This is a genomic window from Novosphingobium sp. PASSN1, from assembly GCF_002278815.1.
Genome location: NZ_NKIS01000020.1, coordinates 1 through 18,860, shown reverse-complemented (window position 1 = coordinate 18,860; position 18,860 = coordinate 1). Strand labels below are relative to the sequence as shown.

Genomic DNA, 18,860 nt, shown 5'->3' with positions numbered 1-18,860 from the left:
TGCTTCTGTCGGAGATTGCTCTAGAGGATCAGATCGTCCGCGCCGATAATCGCGCTGCCGCCGATCTTCACGACGAATTCGGCGGCGGCATCGGCATCGGTGCTGGCGCAGAGCAGGCGGGCCCCGCTGTCGAACCACACCACGCCGAGGCCAGCCCCGGCGGTGGGCGCGGTGTCCACGAAGCGGAATGGATCGTCGATATAGCCGGGCACCGCATCGATGGCGGACAAGTCGATGCGGTCGCCTGGTTCGAAATCGGTGATCAGATCGCGGGCCGAGGCGGTGGACTCGGCCAGCGCGGCATAGCGGAACACATCCGCGCCGCCGCCGCCGGTGAGCTCGTCCGCATCGCGGCCACCGGAAAGATCATCGTTGCCATTGCCGCCCGCAAGCCGGTCATGCCCGAGCCCGCCGAGCAGCGTATCGTTGCCGCTTTCGCCGGAAAGCCGGTCTGCACCATCGCCGCCAAGAAGCTGGTCGTTGCCGGTGCCACCCGCAATCGTGTCGTCACCCGCGCCGCCGTCGATGCGGTCCGGGCCGATCTGGCCGGTCAGGCTATCGGCTCCCGCGCTGCCATGGACCGGAGTGAAGGTGATGCCCGCATCGCTGGCCAGTCTCGGCCCCGCAGGCTCTGCCGGGGCATCCGGCATGGCGCCGATGGAATAGCCCCGGATCTTGGCGGCGCCGAATTGCAGCACGCCTGCCTCGATGGCCGCGACGGTGGCATGGCGCACCAGCAGGCTATCGCTTGACGAAAACGTGATCAGCACATCAGCACCTTGCTGCACGATGGCCTGCGCGGCGCTGTATCCGGTGATGGCGATGGTTTCGCGCCCCCCGCCCATGCCCAGATCGGCGATCACATCCGCGCCGAAGCCTGCGCCGTAGCGAAACACATCCTGCCCGGCACCGCCAATCAGCGTATCGCTGCCCGAACCGCCCGAGAGCACATCGTTGCCGAAGCCGCCATCGATGACCTGATCGCCCGCCCCGGCCAGCAGGATATCATCCCCATCATAGCCGGAAAGGCGGCCGAGGAGTTGCCCGGCGCGGCCATCGAACACATCGTTGCCGCCGCCCAGATCGACGTCGCCGGTGATCTTGCCGCTGTTCACGAGGGTGTCGGCATAGCTGCTCATCACGACTTCGCCGTTCAGCGTACCGCTGTTGGCGAGGCCGAGGTTGTAGTCCGCGAACGAGAAACCGGAGGCGACCTTGATCGTATAGTCTGCAGTGATCGTGCCGGTATTCCATATCTTGCCTTGCGCCGAAAGGTCGATCTCGATCCCGGCGCTGTCAAGCGATGCGGTAGTGTCCGTCACCGTGATCGTGCCGCCGTTGACGACCACTGGCGATCGCTCGCTCATGTCCATCTGGAACCCGGCGCTGCCCCCGGCTCCAGAGACGATCAGCTTGCCAAAGTTGCCGATGAACAAGGGCGTGCCCGTGGAGGTTCCGTGATCCAGACCATAGGCCATGCCAGTGGCCGAAACTGTAACGGTGCCGCGATTGACCAGCGCATTGATGTGGTTATCCGAGTCGAGCGTCATGCGCATGCCTGTGGCATTGCCGTCCTGCGCGGTGACGGCGATGGTGCCGTTGTTCCAGACTGCGTTGAGAGTGGAGATGCCGATCGCATCGCCATGTGCTGCGGTGATAGAAAGCAAGCCGGTCTTGCCGATGCGGGCGAACGTTCCATACGGGCTGCCGGCCGGACCAGGCGTTGCGAAGCCGTCTTCCGACACGATCGAAACACCCTTCGAAACGTTGGTCTCCAGGCTCGTCGTGAAGCGCAGCTTGCCATCAAGAAAGAAGCCGGTGTCGGGCTCCCCGGAACTCCCACCCAGTTGCACGGCAGTGGATGTTATGGCCGGGCCATAGGCCCGATACTGCGGCTCTGGATCGGCAATCCGCACCACGATGTCGCGATCGACCACCACCGAGCCGGAGCCCACAATGGCGCTGCCGGATTCCTGCGGGAGGCTGTAGCCTGTTGAACCGCTGTAGAAACGCAGGTGGTAGGTGGTGAGCGCGGCAGCGGTTGCTCCCTTCAACAGGATGCTGTCCTTGGCCGAAAGCACCACGCGCAGACCCGCGCTTTCCTGCATCAGCGCCTGATAGCCCGAGTAACCGTAGATCTTGATCGCGTCGCTGCCGCCGAAATCGGTGATCGTGTCCCGGCCGTCGCCCTTTTCGAACAGATAGGTATCGACCCCGGCACCGCCGGTCAGTGTGTCGTTGCCCTTGCCGCCCCACAGCACATCCGCTCCGCCACGCCCGTCGATCAGATCGTTGCCGAGAAAGCCGATGAGCACCTCGTCCTTGACGGTGCCGTAGATCACATCCGCACCGCGTGAGCCGATGACACGCTCGACCGAACGGATGTAGTCGATATTGGCGGCATTGGTCGCAGTGCCGAGTTGAAGGTCGATCTGCATCGTGCCGGGCGAATCGAGCCAGGATGCGGTATCGAAGCCCGTGCCGCCATCGATCAGATCGCTGCCGACGCCCCCATCGAGAAAATCGACGCCGTCACCGCCCACAAGCAGATCGGCTCCGCCATCTCCGAAAAAGGTATCGGCCTTGGCGCCGCCAAGCAGCGTGTCATTGCCGCTCCCGCCTTCGACCGAGCCTGTCATCCGGCCCTTCGTGCCATTGTAGAGATCATTTCCCCGCCCCAGCAGCGTGCGTCCAGACATCTGCCCGCTGTTGTTGATGACATCGGCACCGCCCCACATCAGCACGGCGCCGTTGATCTCGCCGGTGTTGACCAGTTCCTCGCCCGAACTGTCCCCGGTGCTGCCCTGGAAGATCATCGCGATGTCGGCGGTGATCGTGCCGTTGTTGATGGCATGGACCGGCTGGCCCGGAGTACCGTCGGTGTAGTCGAGAATCCACGCGCCGATCGAGGCATTGGGCGAGGCCGGATCGACAGTGGCGGTGATGGTGCCCTTGTTGATCAGCGGCGTGCCCTGCGCCTGATCGAAATAGATGCCGATGGCGTTGTTTTCGCCGGATACCGCGATCGTGCCGGAATTGCTGAACTGACCGGTGGTGAGGAAGGAATAGGCGCCGAAGGCCAGCTGATCCCCGGCTCCGGTGACAGTGACTTTGCCGCTGTTTTCCGTGCTGCGGCCATAAAATGCCATGTCTCCGCCAATGCCGATATTTCGGCTCCCACCGCTGACCGTGACCGAGCCTGAATTGAGGCTCCCGGCGAAACCGATCGCTTCGACAAAGCGGGCGCCCGGGATCGCCGGGCCGATAACCTCTATGCTCCCGGCATTGACGAAATCAACCGACTCGGATCCGCCAGGGGCTATGCTATAGGCGCTGCCGGTGGCCGAGTGCACCACGATGCGGCCATCCGCAGCATTGGTGATCACGCCTTTGGCGACGCCCTGATAAAGGCTGACGTTGAGGAGTATCGCGGCATAGGAGACATCGCCGGTACTGCCATCGACTGTAATGGTGCCGTGGTTGGTGAAGCTCGCCGCGCCAGTCTCATCGGTATAGACATAAGCCGTGCCAATGGGGCCGACCGGATTGATCGCCGCGATCGTCTTGCCAGCCGGGTTCTCGCTGGTCGTTGTGATGATGCGCGCAGGCGTGGCCGGAGGATGCGGATCGAACCCGCCGAAATTGGCGGCGGTGAAATCGGCGGCCCTGGTATCAAGAAAGCGGATGCGCACGGTCCCGCCGATCGATCCGGCGCCGGTCAGGATCACATCCGCGCCGGATTGGTAAAGGCGGAAATGGCCGCTGGCAAAGGGCTCGGCGCCGTCGGCGAGAAGGACGCCGATGGTGACGAGATCGCCGCCGTCGCCTGCCTGGAAATCCGTGATGACCAGTTCGTTTTTCTGGTAGCCGAGCGGGCGGATCGTGTCGCGTCCGCTGCCGAGCGTGATCGTCCCGCGCAGATCTCCCGCCTCGATAAGGTCGTTCCCCGCGCCTAGATCGACGATGGTGGTGGCGCCCGAGTCCCAAAAATTCGGCGGGGAATCGAACTCGACATAGTCGTCGCCAAAGCCGGCATCGATGATTCCGCTCTTCCCGCTCAGGGTGTCGGACAGAACGTCTCCGATGATCACGATGCGATCATCTCCGCCGCCGCCATAGGTCGTGGAGCCCATTCCGGCGCTGATGAGATCGTCGCCCCCACCACCGTCTATCCTGCCGCTGTTGGAATAGAGCAGATCATTGCCCGCACCGCCGACAAGCCTGTTGATCCCGCTGCCGCCAAAAAGCCGGTCGTTGCCGTCGCCGCCTTCAAGGCGATCGTCGCCGATACCGCCGCGCAGGATGTCGTCGCCGCCCAGCCCGATCAGCGTGTCATTGCCGCCATTGCTGTTGACAACATCTGCCCCCGCCGTGCCGGTCCAGCTGTCCGCCCCTTCGCCGAGGTCGGCGGTAAGGAAGTGGGGATCGAGCCCGCCCAGATTGTAGGCGGTGAAATCGGTCACCTTGGTGTTCTGGAACACCGCGAGGGTCTCAAGACCGATGGCGTTGATCTGCAGCAGCGTGTCCGCGCCCTGCTGCACCAGCCTCGCCTTGCCGATGAACGCGTCGAACAACTCGTCATTTCCGCGCGGGACCAACTGCAGCCCTAGCGGGGGACCCGCCGCCATTGCGCGAAACAGTTCGGCGAGATCGAACACGTCGCCGCCCGCGCCGGGCCTGAAATCGGTGATGGTGATCGTGTTGCGCTCGTATGCCTCAAGTACAGCGTCAAGCGTTACGGTATCGGTGCCGTCACCCAGCGTCAGCGTGGTGCCGCCATACGGCATTGCCGAGAATATGATCCGATCATTGCCGGCGCCGAGATCGGCGGTAAGCGTGAAGCGATCCCCCTCGACCTTTACCGTGTCGTCGCCCGTACTGGCGTTTACGGTCATTTTGCCGGACGCTGTGGCCGAGTAGGATCCACTCAGCTCGATCAGATCGTTGCCCTCGCCGCTGGCGAAGCTGTCCGAGCCATCGGCCAAGGCGATGAGGTGGTCGTCACCCGCGCCGCCCAGCAAGGTGTCGCTGCCCCGGCCGCCATCGAGCTGGTCATTGCCCGCATCGCCGTAGAGGCTGTCGTCGCCCCCGCGCCCCAGCAGAATGTCATCGCCGCCATTGCCGTGAAGCACATCGCGTCCGGAACCACCCCGCAGATAGTCGGCGGAGCCGGTGCCGCCAAGGTTCGTCGAGCGCCCCGGGCCGAGCAGCGGATCGATACCGGCGAAGTTGCCGGCGGTCAGGCTGTCGGCTGAGATGCCGCGCAAGATGACCAGCGGGAGGGTCTGGTCATTGCCATCCCACCCATCGTAGTCGAAGGCGACAAGTGTATCGGCGCCTTGCTGGATCAGGCGCAGTTCCCCGGTCGCAAAGCCATCCCCGCCGATAAAGCCCCTGCCCAGCTTGCCGGGGGCATCGCTGAGATCGAGCCGATCGCCGCCTTCGCCAGCCGCAAAATCGGTGATCACGGCCGTGGCTTGGGGCGAGTAGAGACTCGGCATCAGGATCACCGTATCGCGCCCGGCGCCAAGCGTGATCGTGGCGTCGGTCAGCAGCAGGTTCAGCGACAGATTATCGTCGCCCGCCCCGAGATCGATGGTGAGCGTCACTGCAACACCGATCATGCCACCACTACTACCCGGATTCTCATAGCTGACACGATCGTTGCCATCGCCGCCGAGGATGCTGACGGCGGCGTAGCGGGCATAGCCGTTGTAGCTCAGCGGGGGGCGGATCACGGTGATCGTGTCATCTCCCGCACCGCCATCGAGCAGGTCGTTGCCCGATTTCGTGTCGGTCAGGGTGTCATTCCCGCCGCCGCCCCGCAGCACGTCGTTGCCCGCACCGCCATCGAGCGTGTCGTTGCCGACGCCGCCGCCCAGCATGTCATTGCCGTAGGAGCCGTTCAGCACGTCGTTGCCGGTGCCGCCCTGCAGTGTGTCGGCGCCGGCCCCGCCCTCGAGCCGGTCGTCGCCGTCCATGCCCGCCAGCACGCTGCCGCCGCCGGTGGCAAAGAGCAGGTCGGCACTTGCGCTGCCATCGATCCGCGCTGGTGCAAGCATGCTGCCTGCGGGATCGAGCCCGGCGAAGTTGTCGATGTTCAGCAGCGCCGCGTCGACATTGCTGAACCGGAGCAGGACACTGCTGCGCGTAAAGGGCGTATCCGCTGTGAAACCATTGGAATCGAGGCGGACGACCGCGTCGGTCCCGTCCTGCTCGAGCACGAGGAAACCGCCTGTGAAGGGGTTCGCCTCCAGTCCGCTCAGGCCAAAGCCATCGCTCAGATAGCTTGTGGCAACGAGACGCGACAAGTCGATCACATCGCCGTTCTTGCCTGCAGCGAAATCGGTGATGATGATCGTGCGGGAAAGCAAGGCTTCCTCTGTCGCGATCACCCGGTCGTGCCCCAAGCCTAGCGTGACCTTGAAGGGACCATCGGACTGCGCGCGGCCCAGCCAGAGCACATCGTTGCCGCTGCCCAGATCGATTGCGGTGTTGCCGGAACGATAGGCCGAAAACCACACGGCATCATCGCCCGCCCCTGCCGCGATGGTGGTAGTCGTGCGGATCAGGCCAAATGGTGTGCCGGATCCGCCTGGATAGAGATCGCGGAAGAAGATCGTATCCGCACCGTCGCCGGCATCGATCGCATTGCGTGTTCCAGCCTGATCGCGGATCGTATCGTTGCCAGCGCCGGAGCGGATGGCATCGCTGCCTGCACCGGCGTCGATCACGTCAGCCGCTGCAGTGCCGGCCAGCGTGTCGTCGCCGCTCGTGCCGTATTGTGTACCCATCAGGCCAGGTTCCGTCGTTCAGTGGGCGACGGGTATCGCAGGAGGGTGGCCCGGCAAACAGGTTTTTGCCGGGCCTTCAGCCGCTTTTGCGCCGATCTGGCGGGATCAGAGTGTCTCGGCGTTGCCGAAAATCACGGTTGCCTGCGCTGAAAGCGTGCCGCCGTTGCCATGCGCCAGCGCAGTCTTTGCCCCCGCGATCTGATTTGCGGCCTCACCGCGCATCTGGCGTACCGCCTCGACCATCGCGAACATGCCGTACATGCCGGGGTGGCAGCACGAAAGGCCACCGCCGTTGGTGTTGAGCGGTAGCGAGCCGCCCGGCGAAATCGCGCCGCTCGCCACGAACTTGCCGCCTTCGCCCTTGGGGCAGAAGCCGAGGTCTTCGAGGAACAGGATCGTGTTGATGGTGAAGGCGTCGTAGAGCTGGACGGTGTCGATCTGGCCGGGCGTGAGGCCCGCCATCGCCATGGCGCGCGGGCCGGATTCGGCGGCGGCAGTGATCGTGATGTCATCGGCCTGCGTGACCGAATTGTACCAGGTGGCGGCAGCAGCGCCGAGCACGGGGACCAGCGGGCGCGGGCCGTCCTTCGCGCGGTCGGTGCGGGTGAGGACGAGCGCGGCCGCACCATCGGTGACGAGGCAGCAATCGCGCGCGCGGATCGGGCTGCTGATGAGGCGTGAATTGACCACGTCTTCGATGGACAGCGGGCCCTTGGCGAAAGCTTCGGGGTTGGTGTTGGCCCAGAGCCGTGCGGCGACGGCGACGCTCGCCAGTTCCTCGCGCGTCGTGCCGTACTGGTGCATGTGGCGCGCGGCGGCGAGGGCATAGAACGAGAGCGGATACATCGGATTGTAGGGCGCGTCCCACCGGTCGGGCCGGGCGGGCGTGGAAAGCTTGCCGCCGCTGGAGCGCTGGTTCGCACCATAGGCGATCACCGCGCAATCGAGGTAGCCAGCATCGAGCATCATGCACGCGGTGACGAGGTGGCTCATGAACGAGGCCCCGCCAGCGCGGTTGTTGTCCGTAAAGCGCGGATGCAGGCCGAGGTACTGCGCGAGACTCAGCCCCGCGAACAGATCATCGGGCAGTGCGATGAACAGCCCGTCCACTTCGGACAGGTTGATCGCGGCATCGGCGAGCGCAAGCTGGACGGCCTTGCCCGCCATCTCGATGGTCGAGTGGCCGGGCATTTCGCCCACGCCGAACGTGGAAGCACCAGCGACCGAAACGCGGCCGCGCGGGAAGATGTCACCCATGGGCCTGCTCCACCGGATCGAAGACAATGACAGGGGTTTCCCCGGCGACGATGCGGGCCTTGACGGCCATGCCGATGTGCAGCGTTTCCGGCGTCACGCCCTCGACGCGGCCCATCATGCGCGCGCCCTCAGCCAGATCGACGAGCACGACATTGTAGGGCGGCTCGGGTGGTTTGCGCTGGATCCACGTGGCGGAATAGACCGTGCCGTGGCCCGAGGCCTCAACCCATTCAAGCGCTTCACCCGTGCCGGGGGCGAAGGCGCGCGGCGGGAACACCGGCTTGCCGCCGCCGACTGGCTGCTGGATCAGGAAGCGCCCTTCGGCCAGCGCGGCATCCCATTCGGCTCCGGGTCCACTCATGACAAGACAGCTCCTGTAGCGACCAAGGCCGCGATTTCTTCCGCGCCGAAGCCTGCTTCGCCAAGCACCGCCGCGCTATCTGCGCCGAGCGTTGGTCCGGGATCGCCGATGGCACCGGGGGTGCCGGAAAAGTTCGTCGGAATGCCGGGATAGCGCAAGGTGCCAAGCTCCGTTTCGGCGCTGTGCCAGAAGCCTGTCTCGATCAGATGCTGATCGTGGAGCAAGTCCTCGAGCGAGGCGATGGGGGTTGCGGGGATTTCAGCGCGGCGGAACAAGTCCATCCATGCGTCCGTGGTGCGGGTGGCCATGACTTTCTCGACATGGGCCAGCACTGCCGAGATATTCTCGCTGCGGCTGCGCATCGAGGTGAACATCGGATCGTTCGACCACTCCGGATTGCCCAGTTCGCGGAAGAAGGCCTGCCACTGCTTGTCGTTGTAGATCATCACGCCGACATGCCCGTCCGCCGTCTTGTACGGCCTGCGCGAAGGCGAGGTGGCGCGCGGGTACTCCGGCGGCCCGAGCGGCGGATCGAACAGCGAGCCGCAGATGTGCTCCGTCGCGGCGAAGGAGACGAGCGTCTCGAACATCGGGACTTCGATTTCCTGCCCTTCGCCCGTCTTCTCGCGCGCATAGAGCGCGGCGATCACGGCATAGGCACCGGTGAGGCCCGCGACTTTGTCGGCGATGACGTTGGCGCTGTAAGTCGGCTCGCCGCCCGAGAGTTTGGCTTGCAGATCGACGATGCCCGAGGCGGCCTGCACGATATCGTCATAGGCCGGATAATCGCGGTAAGGCCCGCTGCGGCCATAGCCATAGAGATTGGCGTAGATGATCTTCGGGTTGGCGGCCTTCAGCGCGGCATAATCGAGCCCGAGGCGCGCGATGGCCTGCGCGCGCATCGAGTGGATGAAGACGTCCGCATCCCTGGCGAGGCGCAGCACGGCATCGCGCGCGGCCTGCTGCTTCAGATCGAGCGCGAGGCTGCGCTTGCCGCGATTGACGTTGAGGAACATCGCGCCGCGCGCAGGATCGGGGCCGGGCGGGATGAAGCGGGTGGTATCGCCTGCAGGCCCCTCGATCTTGATCACGTCCGCGCCGAGATCGGCGAAGATCTGCGTGGCATAGGGGCCCATCAGCACGGCGGTGAGATCGAGCACGCGCACGCCCGCGAGGGGGCCTTTTCCGCGGCCGCTCATGCCCCAAATCCGGTGCAGCTTCCGGCGGTGAAGATCAGCCTCGAGTGCCTCATGATTCTCCCGTTTCTCTTGCCCGGCTTGCTGCGGCCCGGTCCGCTATGACGGACCACAAAAAAGCATTCAAGCATGTTTTTTTCTTGGCGGTCTGCGCGCCTCCCAATAGAGTGCGCGGCGGCAAGAGGAGCGGGCTTTGCGGGCTGGATGCCGAAGAGGTAATGGTAGCCCCGCCGCAGGAAAGGACAAGACATGGATCTGGGACTTCAGGGCAAGAAGGCAATCGTCGTCGGCGGTGCGCGCGGCATTGGCTATGCGGTGGCCGAGATCCTCGCGCGGGAAGGCGCGGATGTGGCGATCAGCGCGCGCGGCGAGGACAGCGTGAAGGACGCAGTCGCCGCGCTTTCGCGCTATGGCACCAAGGTCGTGGGCAAGCCCTGCAACGTGAAGAAGGCGGACGACTACAAGGTCTGGCTCGAATGGGCCATCGAAGCGCTTGAAGGCGTCGATGTGCTGGTGCCGCTCAGTTCGGCGGGCGGCGGCATGGGCAGCGAAAAGTACTGGCACAACGCGTTCGAAACCGACGTAATGGGCCCGGTCCGTGCGATCGAGGCGGTGATCCCGGTGATGACGCAGCGCAAGGGCGGCTCGATCGTGCTCGTCGCAACCACCAGCGCGCTCGAGGCGATGGGCGGCCCGCAGGCCTACAACGCGATGAAGGCCTCGCTGATCACCTATGGCAAGCAGCTGGCGCTCGCGCACGGCAAGGACGGCATCCGTGTCAACGTCGTCTCGCCCGGCCCGATCGAGTTCGAGGGCGGCAACTGGGATATGATCAAGGGCACGATGGAGAAGTTCTACCAGTCGCAGCTGCGCCAGCAGCCGATGGGGCGGCTGGGCAAGCCTGAGGAAGTGGCGCGCGCCATTGTGTTCCTGGCGAGCGAGGCGGCCAGCTGGTGCAGCGGATCGCACCTCGTGGTCGATGGTGCCTTTACCAACCGGACGCACTTCTGAGATGGACCAGCCGGTGACACACAAGCCTGTCACGTGGGACACGTCGAAGATGGACGTGAAGCGCGTCGTCGATGTGATCCGCGTGACGCCTGAGACCAACACCAGCCGCACGCCGGTGGACAAGGCGCCCGATCCGGAGCTGGGCCATGCGTTGATCCCGGCGGAGCGGTATTACTCCGAAGCGTTCATGAAGCTCGAATGGGAGCGGATCTGGACCAAGGTCTGGCTGCTGGGCGGGCGGGCCGACGACATCCCGGAGCCCGGGGACTACATCTGCACTGAAATCGGCAAGGAAAGCTTGCTGATCGTGCGCCAGCACGATGGCTCGCTGCGCTGCTTCCCCAACGTCTGCCTGCATCGCGGCAACCGCCTGCGGCCCGAGGGCATCGGAAATGCGCAATCGTTCCGCTGCATGTACCACCACTGGACGTATGGGCTGGGCGGCGAGATCGAGCGGCTGCCGGATCTGTGCACGTTCCCGCAGGGCGGACCGCCGGGGATGAAGCTGCCGAGCCTGCCGGTGGCGGAATGGAACAGCTTCGTGTGGTTCTCGCTGAACCCCGATGTCGAGCCGTTCGATGATTACATCGCGCCGCTGAAGGATCACCTTGAGCCTTATCACCCCGAGCGGATGGCGTGGAAGCGCGACGTGACGGTGGAGTGGGATTGCAACTGGAAGGCCTCGGTCGACGCGTTCAACGAGACCTACCATGTGCAGGGCATCCACCCGCAGCTGCAGTGGTATCTCGATGACGTTAACGTGCAGATCGATTGCTACGAGCGGCACAACCGCTACCTGATCCCGTTCGCCGCGATCTCCCCGCGCGTGGCGATGCCGAGCGCGATCCCGCCCGCGATCGAGGAGATCATGCGCCATGCCGGGATGGACCCGGCGGACTACGAGGGCCGCGTCAGCGATATTCGCCGCGATGTGCAGCTGTTCAAGCGGGGGCACGGCAAGGCGCAAGGCAAGGACTATTCGGCGCTGAACGACGATCAGCTGACCGATGATTACCACTACATGATCTTCCCCAATGTGGCGCTCAACGTGCACGCGGACGACGTAATGATGTTCCGCCAGCGCCCGCACGCGAGCGATCCGAACAAGATGCTCTACGATGTGTGGGTGTTCGAACTGGTGCCCGAAGGCGAGCCCTGGCCCGAGCGCGCGAAGCACCGCCGCTTCAAGCATGGCGACCGCAGCATCGGGCAAGTGCTCGATCAGGATGCCTACAACCTGCCGACGGTGCAGGCGGGGATGCAGAGTGGAAGCTTCCCGGGTCTGTGGATTGGCGAGCAGGAACTGCGCATCCGCCATTTCCACAAGGTGCTGGACGACTACATCTACGGGCCGGACGGCAAGCAGCCGGGAGACATGTGATGGCAACTGGTACTGCCGTGAAGTGCGAGAGCCCCTCCCCGGTCGGGGAGGGGTTGGGGAGGGGTGCACCCCGCTCTCCCGGCAAGCGCCGAACCCCCTTCCCCAACCCTTCCCCCATGGGGAAGGGGGCTTGGAGTGTGAGGACGTGAGCGAGCGCCTTCTGCATGTAATCGGCTCGCCGCGCGGCGAGCGTTCGCGTTCGGGCATGGTGGCGCGCCGCCTGATCGAGGGACTGGCGGCGGACAGCCCCGGCGCGGTGATCGAAACGCTCGATCCCTACAGCGCCGGGCTTCCCGCGCTGACCGGCTCGGTGATCGAAGGGCGCTATGCCCTGATCGAGGGCCGCGAAGTGGCGGACGAAGTGCGCGAGGCGTGGGCGCAGATCGGCGAGGCGGTGGCGCATTTCCTCTCGTTCGACACAATTGTTTTCAGCGTGCCGATGTGGAACTTCGGCATTCCCTGGCAGCTCAAGCAGTATATCGACACGATCACCCAGCCGGGCATGGCGTTCCGCGTTTCGGAAACCGGCGTCGAAGGGCTGGGCTCAGGCAAGCGGGCAATCCTGATTGCCTCGGGCGCGCTCGATATCCGGCCCGGCGCGCCTGGCGAGGAGCTCGACCATCAGGTGCGCTTCATGCAGGCGTGGCTGGGCTTTATCGGGATCACCGATGTCCACGTGGTCCACTTGCGCCCCACATACGGCCCGCCCGAAGCGGTCGAGGCGGCGATGGCCGAGGCTTATGTCTCTGCCGAAGCGCTTGTGGCCGATCTGTCGCGCGCCTCGCGCGTATAGACGAGGTTGGTGCTCTCGAAGGTGACGCATTCCGTGCCATCTTCCAGCGCCACGACATAGCGCGTGACCGCGGTGCCGCGCGGCTTGCCGCTGCGTGAAGGTTCGAGGCTGAGGATTTCGCTGGAGACGCGCAGGGTGTCACCCGCTCGCACCGCGCGCTTCAACCGCAGGCGGTCCCAGCCCACGCCGCAGACGAAATCGATGTCGCCGTTGATCGCGTGGTCCATCTGCCGCCAGATCGCCAGCACATGAATGCCGCTCGCCACGACTTGACCGAACACCGAAGCACGCGCGGCTTCGGGATCGATGTGGAACCACTGCGGATCGTGCGCACGGGCGAATTCGACGATTTCCGCTTCGGTCACCGTGCGTGTGGGCGAGACGCGTGTCTCACCCACCACGAGGTCTTCGAAAGTCCGCCAGGGCGTGCCCAGCGGGGAGAGCGTATCGGTCATTCGCGCACGATGAACGGCGCGAGCACCGGCGTGACGCGCAGATGCTCCGGCACGTTCTCCACGCCGATGCGGCGATCGAGTTCCTCGTGCCAATTGTAGATGCGGCGCTCCTGATAGTTGAGCGACATGCCCTTGAAGCCGGGGCCTTCGACCGATTCCTGAATCTGCGGGGCGAATTGCAGGTCTTCGTAGAGGATGCGCTCCCAGTTCTTGATGCGCGTTTCCCAGAGCGGGTGGGGATTGGCGGGATCGTGATCGGGCGCGAGCCAGGTGGAAACGACGCGCGTGCGGTTGGGACCCATCGGCCAGAACTGGAGGAGCGGAATGCCGGTGGGGGCGGGCGGCATCACGAAGTTGGGGTAGATCGAATAGCTGACGTTGTTCTTCGCCACGAATTCCGAGATCGTCGGGATTTCCGGCATCCCCTTGGTGCCGGGATCGGTCCAGCCCTCGCGGCGGTTCGGCGTCGCCATGCGGCTGTGGCCATTGGGCCAGAGCGTGACGATCATCGCGCGGTGATCGAGGAAGCGGTCGACAGTGTTCTCGTGGATCGACTTCAGGTGATAGACCTCTAGGAAGGCATCGAGCAGCACCTTGACGTTGCAGTCCGTCTCGTAAGTCCGGCTGTCGACAAGGCGCAGGGTTTCCAGTTGGAGCTGTTCAAGCTCGGCCGCCATCGGGCCGATATGCTGGATGAGCGGTTCGGCATCGGCATCGGCGTTGAGGAAGATCAGGCTGCCCAGCAGCTCGCAGCGTACCTGGCTGAGCGCATGGCAGGAAAAGTCGAACCCGTCCGCAAAGTCTCGCCGGTCGCGCACCGCCGTCAGCTTGCCTTCCAGCGTATAGGACCAGCCGTGGTAGCCGCACCCGAACCCGCGCGAGGTGCCGCTCTCCTCCTTTACGAGAGGTGCGCCGCGGTGCTGGCACGTGTTGTAGTATGCGCGGATGTCGCCTGAAAGCGTGCGGGTGACGATGACGGGAGAACCGGTATTGCGGCAAAGGAACCAGGAGCCGGGCTCGGGCAGCTGGTCGACATGGCCCGCATAGAGCCACGACTTCTGCCACATGCCCTTTTGCTCCAGTTCGAGGAAGGCAGGGTCGACATAGCGGCCGCCGGGAATCGAGGGCAGTGCGGGGAAACCGGCAGGCGGGCCATTACGCTCGCGTTCCCACGTCATGCGTGCCAGATCGTCGGCAGGAGGCTCTGCGAGGTTGGACGGCACGGTCAGCGCTTCGGACATATGACTCTCTCCCGGAACAGCGGGGTTCCGTTTGCAGTTTAAAAACATTCATGTATGCTTGTAAAGTGATCGTTTTAAGGGTAATTTTTACGTAAATTTACATTTTAAAACAAATGCTTGTCTCATTATGGCGGGCGATGCGGGAGTGATGGGAATGGAGATTTTGGCGGGTATCTTTCACCACGGTGTGATTGTCGATGATCTGGAAGCGGCGATGGCCCATTTCAGCGCGACGATGGGCTGCACGTGGACACCGGTGCGCAGCTTCGATCCGATGCCGGTGTGGAACGCGGCCGGGCAGCAGCTCGATGCCAAGCTGCGCGTGGTCTATTTGCATCAGGGTCCGCTGCGGATGGAGCTGATCGAAAGCGCGCCGGGCAGTGCCTATGATGCCATGCGCGCGCTGGGCCCCTCGCACCTTGGCGTGTGGGTCGATTCGGTCGCTGATAGCGCGGCGGCAATGCTGGCGGACGGCTGGGAGATCGTGCTGGGCGGCGCGCCCGCCGATCAGGGCCACGGCGCGATAGCCTATCTCTCACGGCCCGGCAGCCCGGTGATCGAACTGGTCGCGCGCGCCATCGCGCCGATGATGGAGGAATGGTGGGCGGCAATAGCATGAGCGCTACATGGCATGATGTGGCCGCAGAGGCCGCGTTTCCGGCCGAGGGAAAACTCGCCCTCCGGCTGCGCGGCTGGCACGTGCTGGTGCTGCGCGCGGACGACGGCACCTACCGCGCGGTCAATGATCGCTGCACGCATCAGGCCGCGCTGCTCTCGCCCGGCCGGGTGCGGCGCGGCGCGGTGATGTGCCCGCTCCACGGCGCGCGCTTCGATGTGCTGACCGGCAAGTGTCTCGGCGGGGCCTATCCCAATCTCAGGACATTCCCGGTGCGCGTGGAAGCGGGCCAGATCGCGGTGGAAGTGCCCGATGCGCCCCCGGGGCCGGGTGAGATGCCAGTGGTGTGAGAAGAGGCCCACCGGCTGGGCCGGTGGTGGGCGCGGCAGGGATTGAACCTGCGACCCCACCCGTGTGAAGGGTGTGCTGACGTCGAAAACGGCAGTAAACCGTTGGTTTACTGCGGAACAAAGCCTGATTCTTTAGAGAACCCGAGCGGCATTGCTGACCATTCGCTGACCACCGCAATTAACGGATCAGCTCTGCGTGTAGGAACGACCTTATCGCCTCAGGCCTTGAAGGCGTCGGTTCCAGCACTCATGCTTCTGGTCAGTGATCTCATGGGAATGGACCGTAGGCCGACCGCCTACTCGCATGCGATTGCCGAAGAATACCGGGTCTAAAGCTCTGGCGTTCGAGCTTACTGCTGACGGGAGAGAAAGGCCGGGCGTGCGTTCCCCCGGACAGCCTCACGCGATGATCTGCAAGTCTCCGTACACCAGTGCCGGATGGGTTGAAGCACCCAGCAGTGCTACAGGCACTGCGGCAGCGCCTCCAAGCCCATCGGCGTCGTATTACAGAACACCACTGGTTGTGTCGTACACCACCCGATCGGTGGCATCATGGGCCTTCGTGGCTCCGGCAGCGGCATAGAAGTCCTCCGCTTGCAGCGTGCCGGTGTAAGGGGCCTGCAGAGACCGACTAACCCCACCCCACATCACCAAACCTGACGCCGTCGGTCCTCATGATCGGCGGCGTTCTCTTTGGAGCCCTCACATGCACATCACCACAAGCGTTGCAGTGCTGTACGGGATGACGGACGAAACTATGCGCCCGATCCTGAAACAGTATCGCGAGCTCATGGACCTTGCCTTTATCGTTATCGTCCATCCGGGCGATACCCTGGACACCCTCAACCAAGCGCGCGGCTGGTATGAGTGCGTGTTCGTTATCCGCATCCTCGCCCTTGTCCTGATCCTGCTCCAGACCACGCCCGAGGGTGAGCCCCTCGTCGAAGGGTATCACGGACTAGTGTTTGTGGTCCGGCTGCTGGTTGCGGACTTGGTCTTAAACTTCAAGTCGACTTTAGATTCGGGGGCCGAAAAAGTGGAAATTTCCACGTTTTGGACACGGGAAAAACCCCGCTACCGCGAGGTTTCTTGAAAATCAGGGTTCCGTTTCCAAGCTCACGGGCACGTGAGGCCGGTTCGTGCGTCGCTACCCAAATCGTTTGCGCGATTTCTAGCTGTTGGTCCCCACGATGGGTGACCTCCCCCAACCATCTTTGACGCCTCGAGACCACCCGGGGTGGCGGGTTGGCAGCCAATTACCCGGTGTTTGCTCCGGGTTCGCATGACGGTGCCCATATTGTCCGGTACTTCATCCTCACCACCATAGAGGATTGAAATCATGAAAAACTTAGCTTCCGAGATCCAGTCGCCGACCATCATCCGGCTCGATGAACGCGGCCAGCACGATGAGGCCAATGCGGCCCACGAGCGGTTCGTGGCCTTCGTCGAAACCCAGGACGACAGCGATCACATGGTCGTGTCCGTGGCCCGCCGCCTGGGCCGCAAGCGGGCGCTCGCTGTCATGATCGAGGCCGAAGTCATTGATTTGGCTGCCAGAATGCCGGCTGCCGAGTTTGCCGCGCTGGTCGAGGCCTAGAGCCAGTTTCTAATGGTCGGGCTTGGACCCGGGGGCCTAGAGAGATTATTTTTTTGCAAAATACCGGGTATTTTTTGCGGAGAGCGGATTTTTAAGAGGAGGCCCTTATATAACTTATATTTTTCTATAGCTTAGAGAGAGAAAAAAATATTTATATAGGGTTTCCGAAAAAACACCCGGTATTTTGCAAAAAAATAATCTCTCTAGGCACCCGGGTCCAACCACGACCATTAGGTTTGAGAGGCAGCCAACATGGCAAGCACCAAGAACCTCCCGTGGCACCTGCTGGCCGACGCCGGGGATTTCTTCGAAGTCCCCGTCAGCGGTTCCCCCGGAACAGCGCGATCCGGTCCTTTCAATCTGATCCGAACGGTCGCTAACCGCCGCCTCGCCGACGTCACGGTCGAGCTCCGTCCACACCCCGACGGCCCGCACCGGAACCTGATCCGCGTCACGCGCAACACCTCACCCCGATGAACTTCGACATCCCCATCGGGGACAGCCTCACCACGTCCGCGCCCCGCCCCACGGAAGGTGGTCGCCTCAAGCACAAGCAGGCCCTCCAGAACGCCATCCGCGCCTTCCGGCACTACCACAAGGTCCAGCACCGCTTCACCCACCGCTGGACCTCCCAAGACACCCTCCAGTCCACGAGGACATCATGACCCGCACGAACCAAGAAATCTTCGACACCTGCCTTGCCCACCTCCGCGCCCAGGGTCGCAGATCGGTCCACCCGGACCTCGGCATCTGCGCATATCGTGGCGCTGACAACCTCAAGTGCGCGATCGGCATCCTGATCCCCGACGACAAGTACCACCCGGGCCTCGAGAACAACTGCCCGGACCACAGCGCCGTCCAGGAAGCCGCCGGCATCACCGTCGACCAGGTCAAACTCGCGGAGCGCATCCAGGGCAGCATGCACGACACCCTGACCGACGACCTCAGCGACCTCGAAGACGCGGCCCAGCGCGTCGCCCACGACTTCAACCTGTGCTACACGACCTAGGCGCGTTCTACCCAGTCCGCCCCGGAACCGACAACACCCTCTATTCTGCCCTCAGAGGCCCCCTACGGCTCGCAAAGCTGAATTCGGCAAGGGATTCCGCGCGGCTCAGAAACTCACCTTCGCCGGTTGAATCTGACTTCGGTGTAACGCCAGTGTAGGCCGAAACCGAGAGCAGCTCTTCACTGCCACTTTCGGAACGTGCATCGCGCTCCCGCAACAGGTTTTTGAACCGGGTAATCTCCCAATGCCTCGGCACAGCACCCAGCCACGGCACACCACTGTCCTTGTAATCCGCATAGGCAGGCACGCTCACGCCGCCAGCTCCGTCAGCATCGCCTGAATGCGCGCTGTCACCCCGGCAAGCTCGGCATCAATCTCGGCAAGCGGACGCGGCGGCTCGAACACATAGAAGTGCCGGTTGAACGGGATCTCGTAGCCGACCTTGGTCTTCTCGTGATCGATCCAGGCATCGGGGGCATGGGGTTTCACCTCGCGCGCGAAGTAGGTTTCCACGTCCTCGGCCAACGGCACGTTCTGGTGCCGCAAACGCCCGAGCTGGAAACCGCATGAGCATCGACAAGACCATCGCCAAGATCCCCATGATGGCGCTGGGCGAGCGCAAGAAACTGCGCGCCAACGCCGAAACGAAGGCCGCCACCGGCGATCCCGCGGCAGTCAGGGTGGGGTAGCCGGTGAAGACAACGATCAGCGGCAAGGCCGCATCGTGTCCGCTCGATCAGGTGAATCGCCAGGGCCATGTCCCGACGCCGAACATGCTTTGCGTGTCGGACTTCACTTA

Annotated in this window: 19 protein-coding genes; 11 read left to right on the top strand and 8 right to left on the bottom strand. The window is 63.8% G+C overall.

Translation table 11 applies throughout. The annotated features are described in order from the left end of the window. Positions 1-20: 20 nt before the first annotated feature. The 4 genes from CFE35_RS21330 to CFE35_RS21315 all read right to left on the bottom strand — a co-directional run bounded on the left by CFE35_RS21330 (position 21) and on the right by CFE35_RS21315 (position 9,611). Positions 21-6,794 (bottom strand): hypothetical protein, encoded by a 6,774-nt coding sequence (locus CFE35_RS21330; protein ID WP_292933770.1) that lies wholly within the window; start codon positions 6,792-6,794, stop codon positions 21-23. 105 nt (positions 6,795-6,899) lie between these two features. Continuing rightward, complete coding sequence (locus CFE35_RS21325) at positions 6,900-8,051, bottom strand: acetyl-CoA acetyltransferase (RefSeq protein ID WP_292933769.1); 1,152 nt, start codon at positions 8,049-8,051, stop codon at positions 6,900-6,902. Next, positions 8,044-8,412, bottom strand: a complete 369-nt coding sequence (locus CFE35_RS21320) for an OB-fold domain-containing protein (protein ID WP_292933767.1) — start codon at positions 8,410-8,412, stop codon at positions 8,044-8,046. Before CFE35_RS21320 ends, CFE35_RS21325 begins: the two co-directional genes overlap by 8 nt. Next, a complete protein-coding gene (locus CFE35_RS21315) occupies positions 8,409-9,611 on the bottom strand; it encodes a CoA transferase (RefSeq protein WP_292933765.1) in 1,203 nt (400 codons plus the stop codon). The genes CFE35_RS21320 and CFE35_RS21315 overlap by 4 nt, the downstream gene beginning before the upstream one ends. A gap of 246 nt (positions 9,612-9,857) precedes the next feature. Between CFE35_RS21315 and CFE35_RS21310 the strand changes: the two genes are divergently transcribed. The 3 genes from CFE35_RS21310 to CFE35_RS21300 all read left to right on the top strand — a co-directional run bounded on the left by CFE35_RS21310 (position 9,858) and on the right by CFE35_RS21300 (position 12,793). Continuing rightward, on the top strand, positions 9,858-10,619 hold the full coding sequence (locus CFE35_RS21310) for an SDR family oxidoreductase (RefSeq protein WP_292933763.1): 762 nt from the start codon (positions 9,858-9,860) through the stop codon (positions 10,617-10,619). Positions 10,620-10,632: 13 nt separating this feature from the next. Next, the gene (locus tag CFE35_RS21305) at positions 10,633-12,000 is read left to right on the top strand and encodes an aromatic ring-hydroxylating dioxygenase subunit alpha (RefSeq protein WP_292933761.1); all 1,368 of its coding nucleotides are present in this window, start codon (positions 10,633-10,635) and stop codon (positions 11,998-12,000) included. Positions 12,001-12,145: 145 nt separating this feature from the next. After that, a complete protein-coding gene (locus CFE35_RS21300; protein ID WP_292933759.1) occupies positions 12,146-12,793 on the top strand; it encodes an NAD(P)H-dependent oxidoreductase in 648 nt (215 codons plus the stop codon). Here CFE35_RS21300 and CFE35_RS21295 read toward each other — a convergent pair. Both CFE35_RS21295 and CFE35_RS21290 read right to left on the bottom strand, forming a co-directional pair. After that, positions 12,739-13,248: a MaoC/PaaZ C-terminal domain-containing protein gene (locus CFE35_RS21295; protein WP_292933757.1), complete on the bottom strand. Its 510-nt coding sequence runs from the start codon at positions 13,246-13,248 to the stop codon at positions 12,739-12,741. The two genes, CFE35_RS21300 and CFE35_RS21295, sit on opposite strands and share 55 nt — an antisense overlap. After that, on the bottom strand, positions 13,245-14,489 hold the full coding sequence (locus CFE35_RS21290; RefSeq protein ID WP_292933755.1) for an aromatic ring-hydroxylating dioxygenase subunit alpha: 1,245 nt from the start codon (positions 14,487-14,489) through the stop codon (positions 13,245-13,247). The genes CFE35_RS21295 and CFE35_RS21290 overlap by 4 nt, the downstream gene beginning before the upstream one ends. Positions 14,490-14,643: 154 nt before the next feature. Between CFE35_RS21290 and CFE35_RS21285 the strand changes: the two genes are divergently transcribed. From CFE35_RS21285 to CFE35_RS21255, 7 genes are all read left to right on the top strand, one after another. After that, positions 14,644-15,108, top strand: a complete 465-nt coding sequence (locus CFE35_RS21285; protein ID WP_292933753.1) for a VOC family protein — start codon at positions 14,644-14,646, stop codon at positions 15,106-15,108. Further along, entirely contained in the window at positions 15,105-15,455 is a 351-nt protein-coding gene (locus tag CFE35_RS21280) for a Rieske (2Fe-2S) protein (RefSeq protein ID WP_292933751.1), read from the top strand. Before CFE35_RS21285 ends, CFE35_RS21280 begins: the two co-directional genes overlap by 4 nt. Positions 15,456-16,161: 706 nt before the next feature. Beyond that, positions 16,162-16,548, top strand: a complete 387-nt coding sequence (locus tag CFE35_RS21275) for a hypothetical protein (protein ID WP_292933750.1) — start codon at positions 16,162-16,164, stop codon at positions 16,546-16,548. 246 nt (positions 16,549-16,794) lie between these two features. After that, a complete protein-coding gene (locus CFE35_RS21270; protein WP_292933749.1) occupies positions 16,795-17,052 on the top strand; it encodes a hypothetical protein in 258 nt (85 codons plus the stop codon). A gap of 252 nt (positions 17,053-17,304) precedes the next feature. Then, positions 17,305-17,529 (top strand): hypothetical protein, encoded by a 225-nt coding sequence (locus CFE35_RS21265; protein WP_292933748.1) that lies wholly within the window; start codon positions 17,305-17,307, stop codon positions 17,527-17,529. Further along, positions 17,526-17,717, top strand: coding sequence for a hypothetical protein (locus CFE35_RS21260; RefSeq protein WP_292933746.1), 192 nt, complete (start codon positions 17,526-17,528; stop codon positions 17,715-17,717). Before CFE35_RS21265 ends, CFE35_RS21260 begins: the two co-directional genes overlap by 4 nt. Then, the gene (locus CFE35_RS21255; RefSeq protein WP_292933744.1) at positions 17,714-18,061 is read left to right on the top strand and encodes a hypothetical protein; all 348 of its coding nucleotides are present in this window, start codon (positions 17,714-17,716) and stop codon (positions 18,059-18,061) included. Before CFE35_RS21260 ends, CFE35_RS21255 begins: the two co-directional genes overlap by 4 nt. A 40-nt stretch (positions 18,062-18,101) precedes the next feature. Here the strand turns inward: CFE35_RS21255 and CFE35_RS21250 are convergent, their stop codons facing one another. Further along, positions 18,102-18,374, bottom strand: a complete 273-nt coding sequence (locus CFE35_RS21250) for a hypothetical protein (RefSeq protein ID WP_292933742.1) — start codon at positions 18,372-18,374, stop codon at positions 18,102-18,104. Next, on the bottom strand, positions 18,371-18,586 hold the full coding sequence (locus tag CFE35_RS21245) for a hypothetical protein (protein ID WP_292933741.1): 216 nt from the start codon (positions 18,584-18,586) through the stop codon (positions 18,371-18,373). The genes CFE35_RS21250 and CFE35_RS21245 overlap by 4 nt, the downstream gene beginning before the upstream one ends. 41 nt (positions 18,587-18,627) lie before the next feature. On the opposite strand from CFE35_RS21245, the gene CFE35_RS21240 reads away from it, so the two are divergent. Further along, positions 18,628-18,750, top strand: a complete 123-nt coding sequence (locus tag CFE35_RS21240; protein WP_292933802.1) for a hypothetical protein — start codon at positions 18,628-18,630, stop codon at positions 18,748-18,750. The last annotated feature ends 110 nt before the right edge of the window (positions 18,751-18,860 follow it).